Source organism: Mixta sp. BE291 (assembly GCF_031457955.1).
In the GTDB taxonomy this organism is placed as follows: Bacteria; Pseudomonadota; Gammaproteobacteria; order Enterobacterales; family Enterobacteriaceae; genus Mixta.
Window position 1 is genome coordinate 68,270 of record NZ_JAVDXN010000013.1, and the last position, 18,137, is coordinate 86,406.

Genomic DNA, 18,137 nt, shown 5'->3' on the forward strand with positions numbered 1-18,137 from the left:
ATCTGGACATTGATACAGTGCGCCTCTACCTTGGCTCTGTTTGTAGCAGGAAGGAGAGGGTGCGGTGGATAACCAGCTTATTGTTGGGATCGCTTTGGCGCTGGCCGGTGTGCTGGCCGGTTGGCTGTTTGCGCATTTTCGCATTGCCGGGCAGCTGGCCGCGCAGGAAACGGAGCGGCGTCTGTTGGAGCAGGCGTTGGCGCAGGCAAAGCAGCAGGAAGCGCAACAGCAGCAGCAGCGTCAGGCGGAACAACAGCAGCAACAGCTGCGCGACAAAGAGCTGCGTCAGCTGCATGGCGCGCTGACCGCCGCCCAGGAAAAGCTCCAGCATTTTGACTACTGGCGTAATGAGAGCGAACAGCTCAGCCGTGAACTGCGTAATCAGCTGGAGGTCAACAGCGCGCAGGAAGCGGAACTGCGTGAAGTCACTATCCGCCTCGAAGAGACCCGCCTCGCCGCTGAAGAGAAACAGCGTCTGCTAACCAATAGCGAACAGCGTCTGAGCGCGCAGTTTGAGAATCTCGCCAACCGAATTTTTGAACAGAGCGGCCGTCGCGTTGATGAACAAAACCGTCAAAGCCTGAACGGGCTGATTACGCCGCTGCGTGAGCAGCTGGACGGCTTCCGTCGTCAGGTGCAGGAAAGCTTTGGTCAGGAAGCGCGTGAGCGTCATACGCTGACGCATGAAATTCGCAACCTACAGCAGCTGAATGCGCAAATGGCGCAGGAGGCGATCAATCTCACCAAAGCGCTGAAAGGCGACAATAAAACCCAGGGAAACTGGGGCGAAGTGGTGCTGAGCCGCGTGCTGGAGGCTTCCGGCCTGCGCGACGGGCATGAATATGAAACGCAGGTGAATATTCAGGTTGATGCGCAAAGCCGCATGCAGCCGGACGTGATTGTGCGTTTGCCACAGGGCAAAGATGTGGTGATCGACGCGAAAATGACGCTGGTCGCCTATGAGCGCTATTTTAACGCCGATGATGAAGCCACGCGTGAGCAGGCGATCGGCGAGCATATCACCGCTATTCGCGGCCACATTCGTCTGCTCAGCCGTAAAGATTATCAACAATTGCCCGGTTTACGCTCGCTGGATTATGTGTTGATGTTTATCCCTATTGAGCCTGCCTTTTTGCTGGCGATAGATCGTCAGCCGGAGCTGATTAGCGAAGCCCTGAAGCACAATATTATGCTGGTTAGCCCAACCACGCTGCTGGTGGCGCTGCGTACCATTAATAACCTCTGGCGCTATGAGCATCAGAGCCGCAACGCGCAGCGTATCGCCGATCGCGCCGCGCGGTTATACGATAAAATGCGGCTGTTTGTGGATGATATGACCAGCATGGGACAGCATCTCGACAGAGCGCAGGAAAGCTATAATCAGGCGATGAAAAAGCTTTCGCAGGGGCGTGGCAACCTGATTGCCCAGAGCGAAGGTTTTCGGCATCTGGGCGTGGAAATAAAGCGCAGTATTAACCCAAGGCTGGTGGAGCAGGCGCTGCCGGAGGCCGGAAGCGCGGACGACGAAGAGTCGGCGCGCATCGGGGCGGAAAGCGCGCCGCAACAGGGCGCTGTGGCGTGGCACGACAGCATTCGGCAACGATGAATAACGCCGGGCTCACGTGCCTGACTACGGGTACTCTGTTACACTGCAAAGATATTTGATTGTGGAGCAGGTGAAGCAGATGGCAGATGAATCCAGGGACACGACACATTTCGGTTTTCGTACCGTAGCTAAAGACGAAAAAGCGGACATGGTAGCGGGCGTATTTCATTCCGTTGCCGCCAAATATGATCTGATGAACGATTTGATGTCGATGGGTATCCATCGTATCTGGAAGCGTTTCACTATTGATTGCAGCGGCGTGCGCCGTGGGCAACGCGTGTTGGATTTGGCCGGTGGCACCGGCGATTTAACCGCAAAATTTTCCCGTCTGGTTGGCGATACCGGGCAGGTTGTGCTGGCGGACATTAACAGTTCCATGCTGAAAATGGGCCGTGAAAAGCTGCGCAACAACGGCGTTATCGGCAACGTCAATTATGTACAAGCGAATGCTGAAGCGCTGCCTTTCCCGGATAACTATTTCGATTGCATCACCATCTCTTTCGGCCTGCGTAACGTAACGGAAAAAGAGAAGGCGCTCGCCTCGATGTTTCGCGTTCTGAAGCCAGGCGGACGTTTGTTGGTTCTGGAGTTTTCTAAACCGGTACTGGAACCCGTGAGTAAAGTGTACGACGCTTACTCATTCCATGTGTTGCCGCGTATCGGCGAGCTGGTGGCGAAAGATGCTGAAAGCTATCGCTATCTGGCGGAATCGATCCGCATGCATCCCGATCAGGAGACGTTAAAGTCGATGATGATGGATGCCGGTTTCGAAAACACTTCGTATCACAACCTGACGGGCGGGATTGTCGCTCTGCACCGTGGGTTCAAGTTTTAAGCAGGAAAGCGAATGACGTTAACCCCGCTGTTAACCGCCGGTCTGGAGACCGCACTGAATCGAATTCTTTATCGCGATCGCGGCCTGAAAGCGGCCCGGCAGCGTTTGAATGGTAAGGTTTTACAGCTCCGGTTACAGGAGCTGTCGCAGCCGGTGACGCTGGTGTTCAGCGAACATCAGGTGGACGTGCTGGGCGAATGGCAGGACCGCTGCGATTGCACGGTGACCACCCGCCTGTCGCTGCTGCCGAAACTGCGTGACCGCCAGCAGCTGACCGGCATGATCCGCAGCGGCGAGCTGGAAGTCGAGGGCGATCTGCAGGTGGTGCAGCAGTTTTCCGCGCTGGTTGATATGGCCGAACTCGATCCGGCGGAATATCTGGCGCCCTGGACCGGCGATATCGTCGCGCAGGGCATCAGCAACGTCGCGCGCCGTGGGCTACAACTGTTGCGTGGCGATCTTCAGCGCAAGCAGCGCTACCTGACGGAAACCCTGACCGAAGAGTGGCGCGTGGCGCCAGGTCAGCTGGAAATGGCCTGGTATGGCGAAGAAGTTGACGCGCTGGCGCGTCAGGCCAGCCTGCTGGAACAACGTCTGCAACAGCTGGAGGCTAAATGACGCCCGGAGAACTGCGCCGCCTCTACTTCATTATCAAAGTCTTCCTGAGCTACGGCCTGGATGAGCTGATTCCCCGCCTGCGTATTACGCTGCCGATTCGCCTTTGGCGTCGCGGTATCTTCTGGCTGCCTAACCGACACAAAGAGCTGGAGCTGGGCGTGCGCCTGCGTATGGCGCTGGAGGAATTAGGGCCGGTCTGGATCAAGTTCGGTCAGATGATGTCTACCCGCCGCGATTTGTTCCCGCCGTTGATTGCCGATCAGCTGGCGATTTTACAGGATCGCGTTGCGCCTTTTGACGGCAAGCTGGCGAAAGAGCAGATTGAAAAATCGCTGGGCGGCCCGCTGGAAGCCTGGTTTGATGATTTTGATATCACGCCGCTGGCCTCTGCCTCTATCGCGCAGGTTCATACCGCAACGCTGAAAGAGAATGGCAAGGCGGTGGTGATCAAAGTGATTCGCCCCGATATTCTGCCGGTGATCAAAGCGGATATGCGCCTGATCTACCGTCTGGCCCGCTGGCTGCCGCGTCTGATGCCGGAAAGCCGCCGTCTGCGTCCGGTGGAAGTGGTGGCGGACTACGAAAAAACCCTGATTGATGAGCTGAATCTGCTGCGTGAAGCGGCAAACTCAATCCAGCTGCGCCGTAACTTTGAAAACAGCAATTTGCTCTACGTACCGGAAGTCTATTCCGACTACTGTAGCGAAACGATGCTGGTGATGGAGCGCATCTACGGTATTCCCATTAATGATGTGGTGGCGCTGGAACAGCATGGCGTCAATATGCGGCTGCTGGCAGAGCGGGGCGTTCAGGTCTTCTTTACCCAAGTGTTCCGCGACAGCTTTTTCCATGCGGATATGCATCCCGGTAATATTTTCGTTAGCTATGAACATCCGCACGATCCGCTCTATATCGGTATCGACTGCGGCATTGTCGGTTCATTGAACAAAGCCGATAAGCGCTACCTGGCGGAAAACTTTATCGCGTTCTTTAACCGCGATTACCGTAAAGTCGCCGAGCTGCACGTCGATTCCGGCTGGGTACCCGCCAATACCAATGTTGAAGATTTTGAATTTGCGATTCGTACCGTTTGCGAACCGATTTTTGAAAAGCCGCTGGCAGAGATCTCGTTTGGGCATGTGTTGCTGAACCTGTTCAATACCGCGCGCCGCTTTAATATGGAAGTGCAGCCGCAGCTGGTGCTGCTGCAGAAAACGCTGCTCTATATCGAAGGCGTAGGCCGTCAGCTTTATCCGCAGCTCGATTTGTGGAAAACCGCGAAGCCGTTCCTGGAAGAGTGGATTAAAGACCAGGTGGGGATCCCGGCGATCATCCGTTCGGTTAAAGAGAAAGCGCCGTTCTGGGCCGAACGCCTGCCGGAGCTGCCGGATCTGTTTTATGACAGCCTGCGTCAGCACAAGCGTTTGCAGTTCAGCGTTGATCGGCTGGCTAACGAGCTGAGCGTGCAGCGTGAAAGGCAGCATCAGTCGCGCTATCTGTTCGGTATCGGCGCAACCTTGCTGCTGGGCGGCACGGCGCTGGTGATTACGCGTCCCGGCATGGAAGTGCTGCCGACGGTGATGATCGTCGCCGGTTTGTTGGCCTGGGTTATTGGCTGGCGGCGTTCAGCGTGATCGTTTGTCAGGAAAGGTAAAATTCCTTTTTGTGGTCAGGGCGGCGGGCTTACGCATCGTCACCGGGCCATAAGCTGGGGTATACTGCCTTTTCACATGTTTTAGACTTTTCATCAGGGGCATACTCATGGGCGGTATTAGCATTTGGCAGTTACTTATCATTGCCGTGATCGTGGTTCTTCTTTTCGGTACCAATAAATTACGTACGCTTGGTTCTGATTTGGGTTCATCCATCAAAGGCTTTAAAAAAGCGATGGGCGATGAAGATAAAGACGCGTCTAAACAGCAGGATGCAGAATTTGAAGCCCGGCCGCTAACTGATAAGCAGGCGACCACGGTAAACAAAGAAGAAGCCAAAAAAGATAAAGAGCAGGTATAACAGGTGTTCGACATAGGTTTTAGCGAACTGGTTTTGGTGTTCGTTATTGGGCTGGTCGTGCTTGGGCCGCAGCGTTTGCCGGTGGCAGTGAAAACGGTGGTTGGCTGGATTCGCGCCATGCGTTCGCTGGCGGCCAACGTGCAAAACGAGCTGGCGCAAGAGCTAAAGCTACAGGAGCTGCAGGACAGCCTGAAAAAAGTCGAGCAGGCCAGCAAGAATACCCTTTCTCCGGAACTGAAAGAGTCGATGGAAGAGCTGCGTAAATCCGCAGATTCTATGCGTCGCTCTTATCTGGGCGAAAATGAACAGGCCGATGACGAAGCGCATACCATTCATAACCCGCTGATTAAGCATCCGCAGGATGAACATACCGGCGTAACGCCAGCCACGGCGGATCATCAGGCCAGCGCGCCGGAGCAAAAACCCACGACAGAAGGCGAAGAAATCGCTCCGGCAGTAAAACCGGTTGCGGCGGCCGCTTCTGCGCCGAGCATGCCGCCAATGCCCGCTGGCCAGGCGAGCGCTGCCGCCGCTGCGCCAAAGGTTTCACCCGAGACGTCTGCGGCGTCTTCTCAACCAACAATGAATGATAACCATGGCCGTTGAAGATACCCAACCGCTGATCAGCCATCTGATCGAGCTACGCAAGCGGCTGCTGAACTGCATTATTGCCGTGCTGGTGATTTTTCTGGCGCTGGTTTACTTCTCTAACGATATTTATCAGCTGGTAGCAGAACCGCTTATCAGGCAGCTGCCGGTTGGCGCCAGCATGATTGCCACCGATGTCGCCTCGCCGTTTCTGACGCCGATCAAGCTCACCATTATCGTTTCCGTTTTCCTTGCGGTTCCGGTGATTCTCTATCAGATTTGGGCCTTCGTGGCGCCCGCGCTCTATCGTCATGAACGCCGCCTGGTGATGCCGCTGCTGTTCTCCAGCAGCATGCTGTTCTACATCGGCGTGGCTTTCGCCTATTTCGTGGTGTTCCCGATGGCGTTCGGCTTTTTTGCGAAAACCGCGCCACAGGGCGTCACCATGGCGACCGACATCGCCAGCTATCTCGACTTCGTGATGACGCTGTTTATGGCCTTCGGCGTTGCCTTCGAGGTGCCGGTGGCGATCATTCTGCTGTGCTGGACCGGCGTTACTTCGCCGGAAATGCTGCGGCAGAAGCGTCCTTATATGCTGGTCGGCGCGTTTGTTGTCGGTATGCTGTTAACCCCGCCCGATGTTTTTTCGCAAACTTTGCTCGCTATTCCGATGTACTGCCTGTTTGAGGTTGGCGTATTCTGTTCGCGCTTCTATGTTGGCAAAGGGCGTCAGGCGAGTGAAGAAGAGCACGAAACCGAATCCTGACGCTCAGCGCAGGGCCCGCTGCGGCGGGGAAAATTCATCGCTAACCGCCCATTTGGGCGGTTATTATTTTCAGGACATACCATGTTTGATATCGGTGTAAACCTGACCAGCACGCAGTTTGCGAAAGATCGGGAACAGGTTGTGACGCGCGCGCGCGAAGCAGGCCTCACCGGCATGCTGATTACCGGCACCAACGCGCTGGAAAGCCAGCAGGCACAAAGCCTGGCGCAGCGCCATCCCGATTTCTGCTGGTCAACGGCAGGGATCCATCCTCATCACGCCAGCGAATGGTCGGCGGATACCGCAGCAACGCTGCGGCGGCTGGCGGAAAGCCCGCAGGTGGTGGCTATCGGCGAATGTGGGCTGGATTTTAACCGTAACTTTTCTGCGCATAATCAGCAGGAATACGCTTTCGACGCGCAGCTGGCGCTGGCCGCCGATCTGCAAATGCCGGTGTTTCTGCACTGTCGCGACGCGCATGAACGCTTTATGGCGGTGCTCCGACCGTGGCTGCCGCGTTTGTCTGGCGCGGTGGTGCATTGCTTTACCGGTACGGCGGATGAGCTGGCGGAGTGCCTGGCGGCAGGATTATCAATCGGTATTACCGGCTGGGTATGCGACGAACGTCGCGGCATGCAGCTGCGCGAGCTGTTGCCGCAGATCCCGGCAGAGCGGCTGCTGCTGGAAACAGATGCGCCTTATCTGCTGCCGCGCGATATGCGCCCAAGGCCAACGTCACGTCGTAATGAGCCCTGTTTTCTGCCGCACATTGTGCAGCAGGTGGCGCTATGGCGCGGAGAAGAGGCCGCCTGGCTGGCACAGCAAACGGACGCTAACAGCCGCCGTCTGTTTCGCCTCTAAGCGACAGGCTGAAAGGCGAGGCGGTAACAGCCTCAGGCTTTGCGGAACAGGCTGTTCTCCACGCTTTGTTTAACCTGCTTATTCAGCAGGTTAAGCAGCAGCATTGAGCGCGCTTCGCCGTCAGGCTCGGTGAAAATCGCTTCCAGTCCTTCCAGCGCGCCCTTCACGATCACCACTTTATCACCCGGGCCTGGCGTGTCAGGGTCGACCATCGTTTCCGGCGTCTCGGTGCGTAGCGCATCAATCACATCGGGCGGCACGTTGGCCGGTTGCGTACCGAAACGCACAAAGTGACTTACGCCGCGCGTGGCACTGATTGTGGTGGTATGAATCGCTTCCGGATCAAATTCAATAAAAAGATAATTGGGGAACAGCGGCTCTTCTACCGTGGTCCTTTTGCCGCGCACAATTTTTTCCATAGCAATCATCGGGCTAAGGCAATTTACCGCCTGCCGCTCCAGATGCTCTTTCGCGCGTAATAACTGACCACGTTTACAGTAAAGAAGGTACCAGGATTCCATAATGTCACTTTCCAATTATTGAAGCTTAAGAATAGCAAAACTGCTTTCAAATCGATAGCGGGTTAACTATCTATCAGGGCCAGCGCCAAAGCGGGTTTGTTGGCGCAGGGCGTGCCTGTAAGAGGCAAAAACGCGCGCTATCGGCGGTTATCAGGCACAAATTTTAGAATTGAAAATTGACGAAGGCGGCGTCCGTGGTTCAGACTCGCAGCGCAACCTGTTAATGAAACGTGACTGACTCAACGGGCTCTGCGCTACAGGTGTTGTTTCCATGTTGGTAGCAGGCACACAAACCTCAGCATAGCCGTTGAATCCTCCTTATAATGGCTGATTCTGCGGCCTGAATAATGAATCTGATGAAATACCACGACTTACGCGAGTTCCTTGCGCTGCTTGAACAGCGTGGCGAGTTAAAACGTATAACGCTGGAGGTCGATCCCATTCTGGAGATGACCGAGATCGCTGACCGCACTTTACGCGCGGGCGGCCCGGCCCTGCTGTTTGAAAACCCGAAAGGCTATGACATGCCGGTGCTGTGCAACCTGTTTGGTACGCCCAAACGCGTGGCGCTGGGCATGGGCCAGGAAGAGGTCAGCGCATTGCGCGAAGTCGGCGAACTGCTGGCGTTTCTGAAAGAGCCGGAGCCGCCAAAAGGGTTCCGCGATCTGTTCGATAAAATGCCGCGCTTTAAGCAGGTGCTGAATATGCCGACCAAACGGCTGCGCAGCGCGCCCTGTCAGGAACAGGTATGGCAGGGCGATGAAGTGGATTTATCGCGCATTCCGGTCATGCAGTGCTGGCCGGACGATGCCGCGCCGCTGATAACCTGGGGATTAACGGTAACGCGCGGCCCGCATAAAGAACGGCAGAATCTGGGTATTTATCGTCAGCAGGTGATTGGCAAAAATCGTCTGATCATGCGCTGGCTCTCCCATCGCGGCGGCGCGCTTGATTTTCAGGAGTGGTGCAAAGCTCACCCTGGCGAACGTTTCCCGGTTGCGGTGGCGCTGGGCGCGGATCCGGCCACTATTCTTGGCGCGGTGACGCCGGTGCCCGATACCTTATCGGAATATGCGTTCGCTGGCCTGCTGCGCGGTACCAAATCGGAAGTGGTGAAGTGCCTTTCCAACGATCTGGAAGTGCCCGCCAGCGCGGAAATTGTGCTGGAAGGCTATATCGAGCCTGGCGACATGGCGCCGGAAGGGCCGTATGGCGATCACACCGGATACTATAATGAAGTCGATGACTTCCCGGTATTTACCGTGACCCATATTACGCAACGTCGTAATGCCATCTATCATTCAACCTATACCGGCCGTCCGCCCGATGAACCCGCGGTGCTGGGCGTGGCGCTGAATGAAGTGCTGGTGCCGATTCTGATTAAACAGTTCCCGGAAATTGTCGATTTCTATCTGCCGCCGGAGGGCTGCTCTTATCGACTGGCGGTGGTGACCATGAAGAAACAGTACGCCGGTCATGCCAAGCGCGTGATGATGGGCGTCTGGTCATTCCTGCGGCAGTTTATGTATACCAAGTTTGTGATCGTGTGCGATGACGATGTGAATGCGCGTGACTGGAATGATGTGATCTGGGCGATTACCACGCGTATGGATCCGGCGCGCGATACGGTACTGATCGAAAACACGCCGATCGACTATCTTGACTTCGCCTCTCCGGTTTCGGGGCTGGGGTCTAAAATGGGCCTGGACGCCACCAACAAATGGCCGGGCGAAACCCAGCGTGAATGGGGCCGTCCGATTGTGAAGGATCCGGCGGTGACGGCGCGCGTCGATGCCATTTGGGATCGGTTGGGGATTTTTAACGATTTGCCGCCACGCTAAGGGCGCAAATTACGCAATGACGACCCGACAGAGGGAACGCATGACAACGTTAAGCTGTAAAGTGACCTCGGTAGAAGCGATTACCGATACTGTTTATCGGGTACGACTGGTGCCGGAGGCGGATTTTAGCTTCCGCGCCGGACAGTATTTGATGGTAGTGATGGATGAGCGCGATAAGCGCCCGTTCTCTCTGGCGTCGACGCCGATGGAAAAAGATATTATCGAACTGCATATTGGGGCCTCGGAACTCAATCTGTATGCGATGGCGGTAATGGAACGCATTCAGCAGCAGCGGGAAGTGGTGGTGGATATTCCGCACGGCGACGCCTGGCTGCGTGAAGAGAGCCAGCGTCCCATGATTTTGATTGCTGGCGGCACCGGCTTTTCCTACGCCCGTTCCATCCTGCTGACGGCGCTGGCGCAGCAGCCGGATCGCGATATTTCTATCTACTGGGGCGGTCGTGAAAGCCATCACCTGTACGATCTGGAAGAGCTGAACGCGCTGGCGGTGCGTCATGCCAATCTGAAAGTGGTGCCGGTTGTTGAACAGACCGGTGCCGAGTGGCAAGGGCGCAGCGGTACTGTCCTGACGGCGGTGATGCAGGATTTCGGCACCCTTGCTGAGCATGATATTTATATCGCCGGGCGCTTTGAAATGGCAAAAATCGCGCGCGAGCGGTTTTGTGCCGAGCGCGGCGCGCAGGAAGCGCATATTTATGGCGATGCTTTCGCCTTTATTTAAGCGCAGCGAAAGGGCGGCATCGTTGCCGCCCTCGCTCACTAAGCCCACCGTTGACCGGCGGGAACACCATAACGCTTAAACGCGTTCAAAAACGGTAGCGATACCCTGACCGAGGCCGATGCACATGGTCGCCAGGCCAAACTGCGCATCGCGTCGTTCCATCAGGTTCAGTAGCGTGGTGCTGATGCGTGCGCCGGAACAGCCCAGCGGATGCCCCAGCGCAATCGCGCCGCCATTCAGGTTAACCTTCTCATCCATCTGTTCCAGTAAGCCTAAGTCTTTGATACAGGGCAGCGTTTGCGCGGCGAACGCTTCATTTAATTCAAACAAATCGATATCGCTGACGCTCAATCCCGCACGCTTCAGCGCCAGCTGTGAGGCTGGCACTGGCCCGTAACCCATAACAGAAGGATCGCAGCCCACGACCGCCATCGCCTTAATACGTGCGCGCGGCGTCAGCCCCAGCGCGCGTGCGCGTGATTCGCTCATCACCAGCATTGCCGCTGCGCCATCCGACAGCGCAGATGAGCTGCCTGCGGTAACCGTGCCGTTGACCGGATCGAACGCCGGTTTTAACGTCGCCAGCCCTTCAACGCGGGTATCGCTACGAATCACTTCATCGAAGTCATAACGTTTCAGAACGCCATCGGCGTCGTGACCGCTGGTCGTGACGATTTCATTACGGAAATGGCCCGCCTGCGTGGCTGCCCAGGCGCGCTGATGCGAGCGTGCGGCAAAGCTATCCTGCATTTCGCGACTAATATGGTGCATCCGTGCCAGCATCTCTGCCGTCAGGCCCATCATGCCCGCGGCTTTCGCCACGGTGCGGCTTAAGCCTGGATGAAAGTCCACGCCGTGGTTCATCGGCACGTGGCCCATATGCTCTACGCCACCGATAATGCAGGCGTGCGCGTCGCCGACCATGATGGCGCGCGCGGCGTCGTGCAGCGCCTGCATCGATGAGCCACACAAGCGGTTTACGGTGGTTGCCGGTACGCTGTGCGGTATTTCCGCCAGCAGCGCGGCGTTACGCGCAATATTAAAACCCTGCTCCAGCGTCTGCTGTACGCAGCCCCAGTAAATATCATCCAGCGCCGTGGGTTCTAAAGCCGGGTTGCGGCTGAGCAGGCTGCGCATCAGATGAGCGGAAAGATCTTCAGCGCGAACCTGACGAAATGCGCCGCCTTTGGAACGGCCCATTGGCGTGCGGATAGCATCAACAATAACGACATTTTCCATTATCTTGCTCCTCACGCCGTTGCCAGCGCGGCCTCATTAATTGGTTCAGCAGGCGGATACCAGCTCTCATTACGCTGTGCTTTTTCAGAGAGCAGCTGCGGCAGCGCATAGAGCGCGCCAAGGTCGGCGTACTGCTGCGCCTGGGCGATAAAAGCGCTATTGCCCAGCGTATCCAGATAGCGGAACGCGCCGCCGTGGAACGGCGGGAAACCCAGACCATACACCAGCGCCATATCAGCCTCCGCTGCGCTGCCAATCACCTGCTCCTCAAAGCAGCGCACCACTTCATTGATCATCGGGATCATCATGCGCGCGATGATCTCTTCATCGGTGAAATCACGCTTCGGCGCGCTAACGCTTTGCAAGAGCGTCTCGGTTTCCACATCGGCCACTTTTCTGGTTTTGCCTTTTGCATCAGTTTCCCAGCGATAAAAACCACGCTGATTTTTCTGACCAAAACGCTGTGCCGCAAACAGCACATCGATGGCGTCGCGGTAATCTTTTTTCATGCGCGCCGGGAAGCCATCTGCCATCACGCTTTGCGCATGATGCGCGGTATCAATGCCCACGACATCCAGCAGAGTTGCCGGACCCATCGGCCAGCCGAACTGCTTTTCCATGACGTTATCGATTTGGCGGAAGTCCGCGCCGTCACGCAGCAGCAAACTAAAACCAGCGAAATAGGGGAACAGCACGCGGTTCACGAAGAAGCCAGGGCAATCATTGACCACGATGGGCGTTTTACCCATTTTGCTGGCCCAGGCCACCACCTTCGCCAGCGTCGCTTTTGAGGTTTGTTCGCCGCGAATCACTTCTACCAGCGGCATACGATGTACCGGATTAAAGAAGTGCATGCCGCAGAAATTTTCCGGGCGTTTTAAGGCGCGGGCCAGCTGATTTACCGGGATGGTGGAGGTATTGGTCGCCAGCACGGTATCTTCCCGTACCTGCGCTTCCGTTTCCGCCAGCACTTTGGCTTTGACCTGCGGATTTTCCACCACCGCCTCAACAACAATATCGGCGCGCTCAAAGCCGCTAAAGGAAAGGGTCGGCTGAATGGTAGATATGATGCTGGTGAGCTGTAGCGCGTTGATTTTGCCGCGTTCCAGCTGTTTATTTAACAGTTTGCCCGCTTCGCTGATGCCCAACGTCAGGGATTTCTCACTGATATCTTTCATGATGACCGGCACGCCTTTGGACGCGGATTGATAAGCAATGCCGCCGCCCATAATCCCTGCGCCCAGCACCGCCGCCTGCTGCGCTATCGGCTGGCCCTGCGCCAGTTTTTTTGCCTTGCCTTTGATGTATTGATCGTTAAGGAAGATACCCACCAGCGCCCGCGCCTCTTTCGACTGCGCCAGCGGAACAAAGGCGTTGGTTTCCAGTTTTAATGCGTCGTCGCGGCCTAAGCCAGCGGCAGCCTCAATGGTTTTTACCGCCATCATCGGCGCCGGATAATGTTTTCCGGCGGTTTGCCGCACCATGCTTTTCGCAATGGTAAAGCTCATTGCCGCCTCAATGGCGCTGAGCTTCAGCGGCTGTAGCTTCGGCTGACGGCGCTGCTGCCAGAAATGCGCATCGGCTATCGCCATCTGCAACATGGCGATAGCACCGGCGCGCAGCTTTTCCGCCGGTACGATAGCATCGACCAGACCGAGCGCCAGCGCGCTTTTGCCATCCACATCCTTCCCGGCGGCAATGATTTCCAGCGCGCTATCGGCACCCAGCAAGCGGGGCAGACGTACCGAGCCGCCAAAGCCCGGCATAATGCCCAGTTTGGTTTCCGGTAGCCCAATGCGCGCATCTGGCGTAGCGATGCGGAAATCCGTCGCCAGCACGCATTCGCAGCCGCCGCCCAGCGCATAGCCCTGAATGGCGGAAAGGGTGGGCACCGGCAGATCCTCCAGACGATTAAAAATGCTGTTGGCGAAGGTCAGCCATTGCGTCAGCTTGTCTGCTGGCGCGTTAAACAATGACAGGAATTCCGTAATATCCGCGCCAACGATAAAAGCTGGCTTCGATGAGCTGAGCAGAACGCCTTTCAACGCCGTCTGTTTTTCCAGCACGGCAATGGCTTCGCCCAGGCTGGCGACAGTTTGTGTGTCCAGCTTGTTGACCGAACCGGGGGCATCGAAAGTGAGCTCGGCGATGCCATCGTCCAGCCAGTTCAGGGAAAGTGTGTCGCTTCGGTAGAGCATGTCCGTCTCCTGAAACCGCATTTAGGGGATCTGGTCGTACCAGATGATCGGAGTGTGGGATTGGTGTTAATTATTTGCAAATGAAATATTGCTCATTTGCAAACAAGATCACAGGCGGCGGCGACACGGCATCCGCCATCCCGCTGTGATAAGATGCGGTCAATTCTCTGACGCGGAGTACGGAAATGGATACCCTGGTTACCTTGTATAAAGATCATATCGCGACTTTACAGCAACGGGCGCAGCAGATGCTGACGCGCTTTGAGCTTGACGGCATGCTGATACATTCTGGCGAGTTGCTGACGGTGTTTCTTGACGACCATGACTACCCTTTTAAGGTCAATCCTCACTTTAAAGCCTGGGTGCCGGTGACGCAGTTGCCGAACTGCTGGCTGTGGGTGGATGGTGTGAATAAGCCGAAGCTGTGGTTTTATTCGCCGGTTGATTACTGGCACAGCGTAGAGCCGCTGCCGCATAGCTTCTGGACCGATGAAATTGAGATTGTGCCGCTGAGAAAAGCGGATGATATCGGCTCGCTATTGCCGCAGCCGCGTCAGAACGTTGCTTATATTGGGCCGGTACCGCAGCGCGCCATGCAGCTGGGTATCCGCGCTGAGCATATTAATCCACAGGGCGCGATCGATTTTCTGCATTACCATCGTTCCTACAAAACCGATTATGAGCTGGCCTGTATGCGCCAGGCGCAAAAGCTGGCCGTTGCCGGGCATCGCGCGGCGAAAGAGGCGTTTCTTTCCGGCATGAGCGAGTTCGATATTAATCTCGCCTATCTGACGGCAACCGGACATCGCGATACCGACGTGCCCTACGGCAATATTATCGCCCTGAATGAACATGCCGCCGTGCTGCACTACACCAAACTCGACCATCAAACGCCGTCGCAGCGCCGCAGCTTTTTAATCGATGCCGGTGCCGAGTACAACGGCTACGCCGCCGATCTGACACGTACCTATGCCGCTCAGAGCGAATCGCTGTTTGCCCAGATTGTGCGTGAGATGAATCAGCACGAGCTGGCGCTGATAGATACGTTAAAAGCGGGCGTACGCTATAGCGACTACCATCTTCAAATGCATCAGCGCATCGCCGCGCTTTTGCTGAAGTTTGATCTGGTGCGTGGAATCAGTGAAGACGCGATGGTCGCGGAAAATCTTACCGGGCCGTTTATGCCGCACGGTTTAGGCCATCCGCTTGGGTTGCAGGTGCATGATGTGGCGGGCTTTATGCAGGATGATAACGGCACGCATCTGCCTGCGCCTCAGCAATATCCTTTCCTGCGCTGCACGCGCGTGCTTGAACCGCGTATGGTGCTCACCATCGAGCCTGGCTTCTATATTATTGAATCGCTGCTGGCGCCATGGCGGGACGGAAAACATAGTCAGCACTTTAACTGGCAGGCGATTGACGCCTTACAGCCTTATGGCGGCATTCGTATTGAAGATAACGTGGTGATCTATGCTAACCGTGTTGAGAACATGACGCGCGATCTGCATCTGGACTAATGGACGCTTATGATATTCCCGCTGAGCCGTTGAGTCTCAGTGAAGAAACCATTAAAAAAAGCCGCTTTATTACGCTGCTGGCGCATACCGAAGGCGTTGAGGCGGCGAAAGCGTTTGTGCAGCAGATAAAAGCGCAGCATCCGACGGCGCGCCATCACTGCTGGGCATACGTTGCCGGATCGCCTGATGATTCACAGCAGCTGGGTTTCTCTGACGACGGAGAGCCCTCCGGCACGGCAGGAAAGCCGATGCTGGCGCAGCTGATGGGCAGTCAGGTAGGTGAAATCACCGCCGTAGTGGTGCGCTACTACGGCGGCATTATGCTTGGTACCGGCGGGCTGGTTAAAGCGTATGGCGGCGGCGTGCAGCAGGCGCTGAAACAGCTGGCCCGTAAACAAAAGATACCGATGCGTCGTTTTCAGCTACGCTGCGATTATGCCCAGCTCGGTGATGTAGAGCGCCTGGTTCAGCGTTTTGAAGGAGAACTGCTTAAGACGGAATTTCTGGATGTTGTCTCGCTAACTTTGGCATTACCCCATGCGCAAATCGCTGGGTTCACGCAAAATTTAACGGACATTAGCCGCGGAGCCTTAGCGCTCGAGCCGGTAACCCCCTAATTTTATCTTAAGGAAACGGCAGAATGCATTTTCGTGCCATTACCCGAATTGTCGGGCTACTGGTGATTCTGTTCTCCGGAACAATGATCGTGCCCGGCTTAGTGGCGTTAATTTATCGCGATGGCGCAGGGCGCGCATTCAGCCAGACATTTATCATGGCGTTGCTGATTGGCGCTGTATTGTGGTGGCCTAACCGTAAACAGAAGAACGACCTGAAACCGCGCGAAGGTTTTTTGATTGTCGTGCTGTTCTGGACGGTGCTGGGCAGCGTCGGGGCAATGCCCTTTATTTTTGCCGAGCATCCTAACCTCTCCGTTACCGACGCGTTTTTTGAATCGTTTTCCGGCTTAACCACCACCGGCGCTACCACGCTGGTGGGCCTGGACGCGTTGCCAAAAGCGATTCTTTTTTATCGCCAGATGCTGCAATGGCTCGGCGGCATGGGGATCATTGTATTAGCGGTGGCCATTCTGCCTATCCTTGGGGTAGGGGGGATGCAGCTGTATCGGGCGGAAATGCCCGGTCCGCTAAAAGATAATAAGATGCGTCCTCGTATTGCTGAAACTGCCAAGACGCTGTGGCTTATCTATGTATTGTTGACCGTCGCCTGTGCCGTGGCGCTGTGGATGGCAGGAATGCCATTGTTTGACGCCATCGGCCATAGCTTCTCAACTATCGCGATCGGCGGTTTCTCTACCCATGATGCCAGCATCGGCTATTTTAACAGTCCGACAATTAATACCATTATCGCGCTTTTCCTGCTGATATCGGGCTGTAACTATGGCCTGCACTTCTCGCTATTGAGCGGACGTAACCTGCGCGTCTACTGGCGGGACCCGGAGTTTCGCATGTTTATCGGCGTGCAGCTGACGCTGGTGGCGATATGTACGCTGGTGTTGTGGTTCCATAACGTTTACGCCAGCGGGCTGCAAACGCTGAACCAGGCCTTTTTCCAGGTGGTATCCATGGCGACAACGGCAGGCTTCACTACCGACAGCATTGCGCGCTGGCCGCTTTTCCTGCCGGTATTGCTGCTGTGTTCCGCCTTTATTGGCGGCTGTGCCGGTTCAACCGGCGGTGGGCTGAAGGTTATTCGTATTCTGCTGCTGTTTAAGCAAGGGTCGCGTGAACTGAAACGGCTGGTCCATCCTAATGCGGTTTATACCATTAAGCTGGGGAACCGCGCGTTGCCGGAACGTATCCTGGAAGCGGTATGGGGGTTTTTCTCCGCCTATGCGCTGGTGTTTTTACTGAGCATGTTGGCGATCATCGCCACCGGCGTTGACGATTTTTCAGCCTTCGCCGCCGTAGCCGCTACGCTAAATAACCTCGGCCCTGGCTTGGGTGTGGTGGCAGATAATTTCACATCTATGAATGATGTCGCAAAATGGATTTTGATTTCGACCATGCTTTTTGGTCGTCTGGAAGTCTTTACGTTACTGGTCTTGTTTACTCCGACCTTCTGGCGTGAGTAAACCCAAGGAGAGAATAATGAAAGCGCTGATTCTGTTTTCCAGCCGTGACGGACAAACGCAGGAAATTGCATCTTATATAGCGAACACACTAAAAGCGCAGCAGGAATGCGACGTAATGAACATTCTGCATGCGGAGCATATCGACTGGACGCAGTACGATCGCGTGCTGATAGGCGCATCGATTCGCTATGGGCATTTTCAGCCAGCGGTGGCGCGTTTTGTGAAAAAGCATCTGGCTGAACTGCAACAGCGTGTGAGCGGTTTCTTTTCCGTTAACCTGACGGCGCGTAAGCCAGAAAAGCGTACGCCACAAACGAATGCCTATACGCGTAAGTTTTTGCTGCAGTCGCCGTGGCAGCCGGATAGCTGCGCCGTTTTTGCCGGAGCGCTGCGTTATCCACGCTACGGCTGGTTCGACCGCGTAATGATTCAGTTTATTATGCGTATGACGGGCGGCGAAACCGATGCGCGCAAAGAAGTTGAGTATACCGATTGGCAGCAGGTAGAGCGTTTCGCGAAAGAATTTGTGCAAATAAGTGGCAAATCGCGCTAAAAAGAAACGAGTTGCTGGAAAATAAACCTAACGATCATTTTTTTGAAATAAACACTTGCGAGGCGTCGAGAACTCCCTATAATGCGCCTCCATCGACACGGCACAACGGCTTACGCCACGCGGTGTTGAGCGGTTCACTAAGGTGAA

Annotated in this window: 17 protein-coding genes; 14 read left to right on the forward strand and 3 right to left on the reverse strand. The window is 55.7% G+C overall.

Going from position 1 to position 18,137, the window contains the following annotated elements; translation table 11 throughout:
- The first annotated feature begins 64 nt into the window (after window positions 1–64).
- The 8 genes from rmuC to tatD all read left to right on the forward strand — a co-directional run bounded on the left by rmuC (window position 65) and on the right by tatD (window position 7,287).
- Window positions 65–1,606: a DNA recombination protein RmuC gene (gene rmuC / locus J2X14_RS20175; RefSeq protein WP_352412924.1), complete on the forward strand. Its 1,542-nt coding sequence runs from the start codon at window positions 65–67 to the stop codon at window positions 1,604–1,606.
- A 79-nt stretch (window positions 1,607–1,685) separates the two neighbouring features.
- Window positions 1,686–2,441, forward strand: coding sequence for a bifunctional demethylmenaquinone methyltransferase/2-methoxy-6-polyprenyl-1,4-benzoquinol methylase UbiE (ubiE, locus tag J2X14_RS20180; RefSeq protein ID WP_352412925.1), 756 nt, complete (start codon window positions 1,686–1,688; stop codon window positions 2,439–2,441).
- A gap of 12 nt (window positions 2,442–2,453) precedes the next feature.
- The gene (ubiJ, locus tag J2X14_RS20185; protein ID WP_352412926.1) at window positions 2,454–3,059 is read left to right on the forward strand and encodes a ubiquinone biosynthesis protein UbiJ; all 606 of its coding nucleotides are present in this window, start codon (window positions 2,454–2,456) and stop codon (window positions 3,057–3,059) included.
- A complete protein-coding gene (ubiB, locus tag J2X14_RS20190) occupies window positions 3,056–4,693 on the forward strand; it encodes a ubiquinone biosynthesis regulatory protein kinase UbiB (protein ID WP_352412927.1) in 1,638 nt (545 codons plus the stop codon). The genes ubiJ and ubiB overlap by 4 nt, the downstream gene beginning before the upstream one ends.
- Before the next feature lie 127 nt (window positions 4,694–4,820).
- Window positions 4,821–5,072, forward strand: a complete 252-nt coding sequence (gene tatA, locus J2X14_RS20195) for a Sec-independent protein translocase subunit TatA (RefSeq protein ID WP_352412928.1) — start codon at window positions 4,821–4,823, stop codon at window positions 5,070–5,072.
- 3 nt (window positions 5,073–5,075) lie between these two features.
- Window positions 5,076–5,678 (forward strand): Sec-independent protein translocase protein TatB, encoded by a 603-nt coding sequence (gene tatB / locus J2X14_RS20200; RefSeq protein WP_352412929.1) that lies wholly within the window; start codon window positions 5,076–5,078, stop codon window positions 5,676–5,678.
- Window positions 5,668–6,426, forward strand: coding sequence for a Sec-independent protein translocase subunit TatC (tatC, locus tag J2X14_RS20205; RefSeq protein WP_352412930.1), 759 nt, complete (start codon window positions 5,668–5,670; stop codon window positions 6,424–6,426). Before tatB ends, tatC begins: the two co-directional genes overlap by 11 nt.
- An 81-nt stretch (window positions 6,427–6,507) precedes the next feature.
- On the forward strand, window positions 6,508–7,287 hold the full coding sequence (gene tatD / locus J2X14_RS20210) for a 3'-5' ssDNA/RNA exonuclease TatD (protein WP_352412931.1): 780 nt from the start codon (window positions 6,508–6,510) through the stop codon (window positions 7,285–7,287).
- Between the two features lie 32 nt (window positions 7,288–7,319).
- Here the strand turns inward: tatD and rfaH are convergent, their stop codons facing one another.
- Entirely contained in the window at window positions 7,320–7,808 is a 489-nt protein-coding gene (rfaH, locus tag J2X14_RS20215; protein WP_352412932.1) for a transcription/translation regulatory transformer protein RfaH, read from the reverse strand.
- Between the two features lie 356 nt (window positions 7,809–8,164).
- Here rfaH and ubiD point away from each other — a divergent pair, with 356 nt between their 5' ends.
- Together ubiD and fre are read left to right on the forward strand one after the other, a co-directional pair.
- Window positions 8,165–9,649, forward strand: coding sequence for a 4-hydroxy-3-polyprenylbenzoate decarboxylase (gene ubiD, locus J2X14_RS20220; protein ID WP_352412933.1), 1,485 nt, complete (start codon window positions 8,165–8,167; stop codon window positions 9,647–9,649).
- A gap of 40 nt (window positions 9,650–9,689) precedes the next feature.
- Complete coding sequence (gene fre, locus J2X14_RS20225; RefSeq protein ID WP_352412934.1) at window positions 9,690–10,391, forward strand: NAD(P)H-flavin reductase; 702 nt, start codon at window positions 9,690–9,692, stop codon at window positions 10,389–10,391.
- Window positions 10,392–10,466: 75 nt separating this feature from the next.
- Here the strand turns inward: fre and fadA are convergent, their stop codons facing one another.
- Together fadA and fadB are read right to left on the reverse strand one after the other, a co-directional pair.
- Window positions 10,467–11,630: an acetyl-CoA C-acyltransferase FadA gene (gene fadA, locus J2X14_RS20230; protein ID WP_352412935.1), complete on the reverse strand. Its 1,164-nt coding sequence runs from the start codon at window positions 11,628–11,630 to the stop codon at window positions 10,467–10,469.
- Window positions 11,631–11,641: 11 nt separating this feature from the next.
- Complete coding sequence (gene fadB / locus J2X14_RS20235) at window positions 11,642–13,828, reverse strand: fatty acid oxidation complex subunit alpha FadB (RefSeq protein WP_352412936.1); 2,187 nt, start codon at window positions 13,826–13,828, stop codon at window positions 11,642–11,644.
- A gap of 185 nt (window positions 13,829–14,013) precedes the next feature.
- On the opposite strand from fadB, the gene pepQ reads away from it, so the two are divergent.
- From pepQ to hemG, 4 genes are read left to right on the forward strand one after another with little or no spacing between them, the layout of a single operon-like run.
- Window positions 14,014–15,345, forward strand: coding sequence for a Xaa-Pro dipeptidase (pepQ, locus tag J2X14_RS20240; protein WP_352412937.1), 1,332 nt, complete (start codon window positions 14,014–14,016; stop codon window positions 15,343–15,345).
- Window positions 15,345–15,962, forward strand: coding sequence for an IMPACT family protein (locus J2X14_RS20245; protein ID WP_352412938.1), 618 nt, complete (start codon window positions 15,345–15,347; stop codon window positions 15,960–15,962). The genes pepQ and J2X14_RS20245 overlap by 1 nt, the downstream gene beginning before the upstream one ends.
- A 23-nt stretch (window positions 15,963–15,985) precedes the next feature.
- On the forward strand, window positions 15,986–17,437 hold the full coding sequence (trkH, locus tag J2X14_RS20250) for a Trk system potassium transporter TrkH (RefSeq protein WP_352412939.1): 1,452 nt from the start codon (window positions 15,986–15,988) through the stop codon (window positions 17,435–17,437).
- Window positions 17,438–17,453: 16 nt separating this feature from the next.
- Window positions 17,454–17,990 (forward strand): menaquinone-dependent protoporphyrinogen IX dehydrogenase, encoded by a 537-nt coding sequence (hemG, locus tag J2X14_RS20255; protein WP_352412940.1) that lies wholly within the window; start codon window positions 17,454–17,456, stop codon window positions 17,988–17,990.
- Window positions 17,991–18,137: the final 147 nt, after the last annotated feature.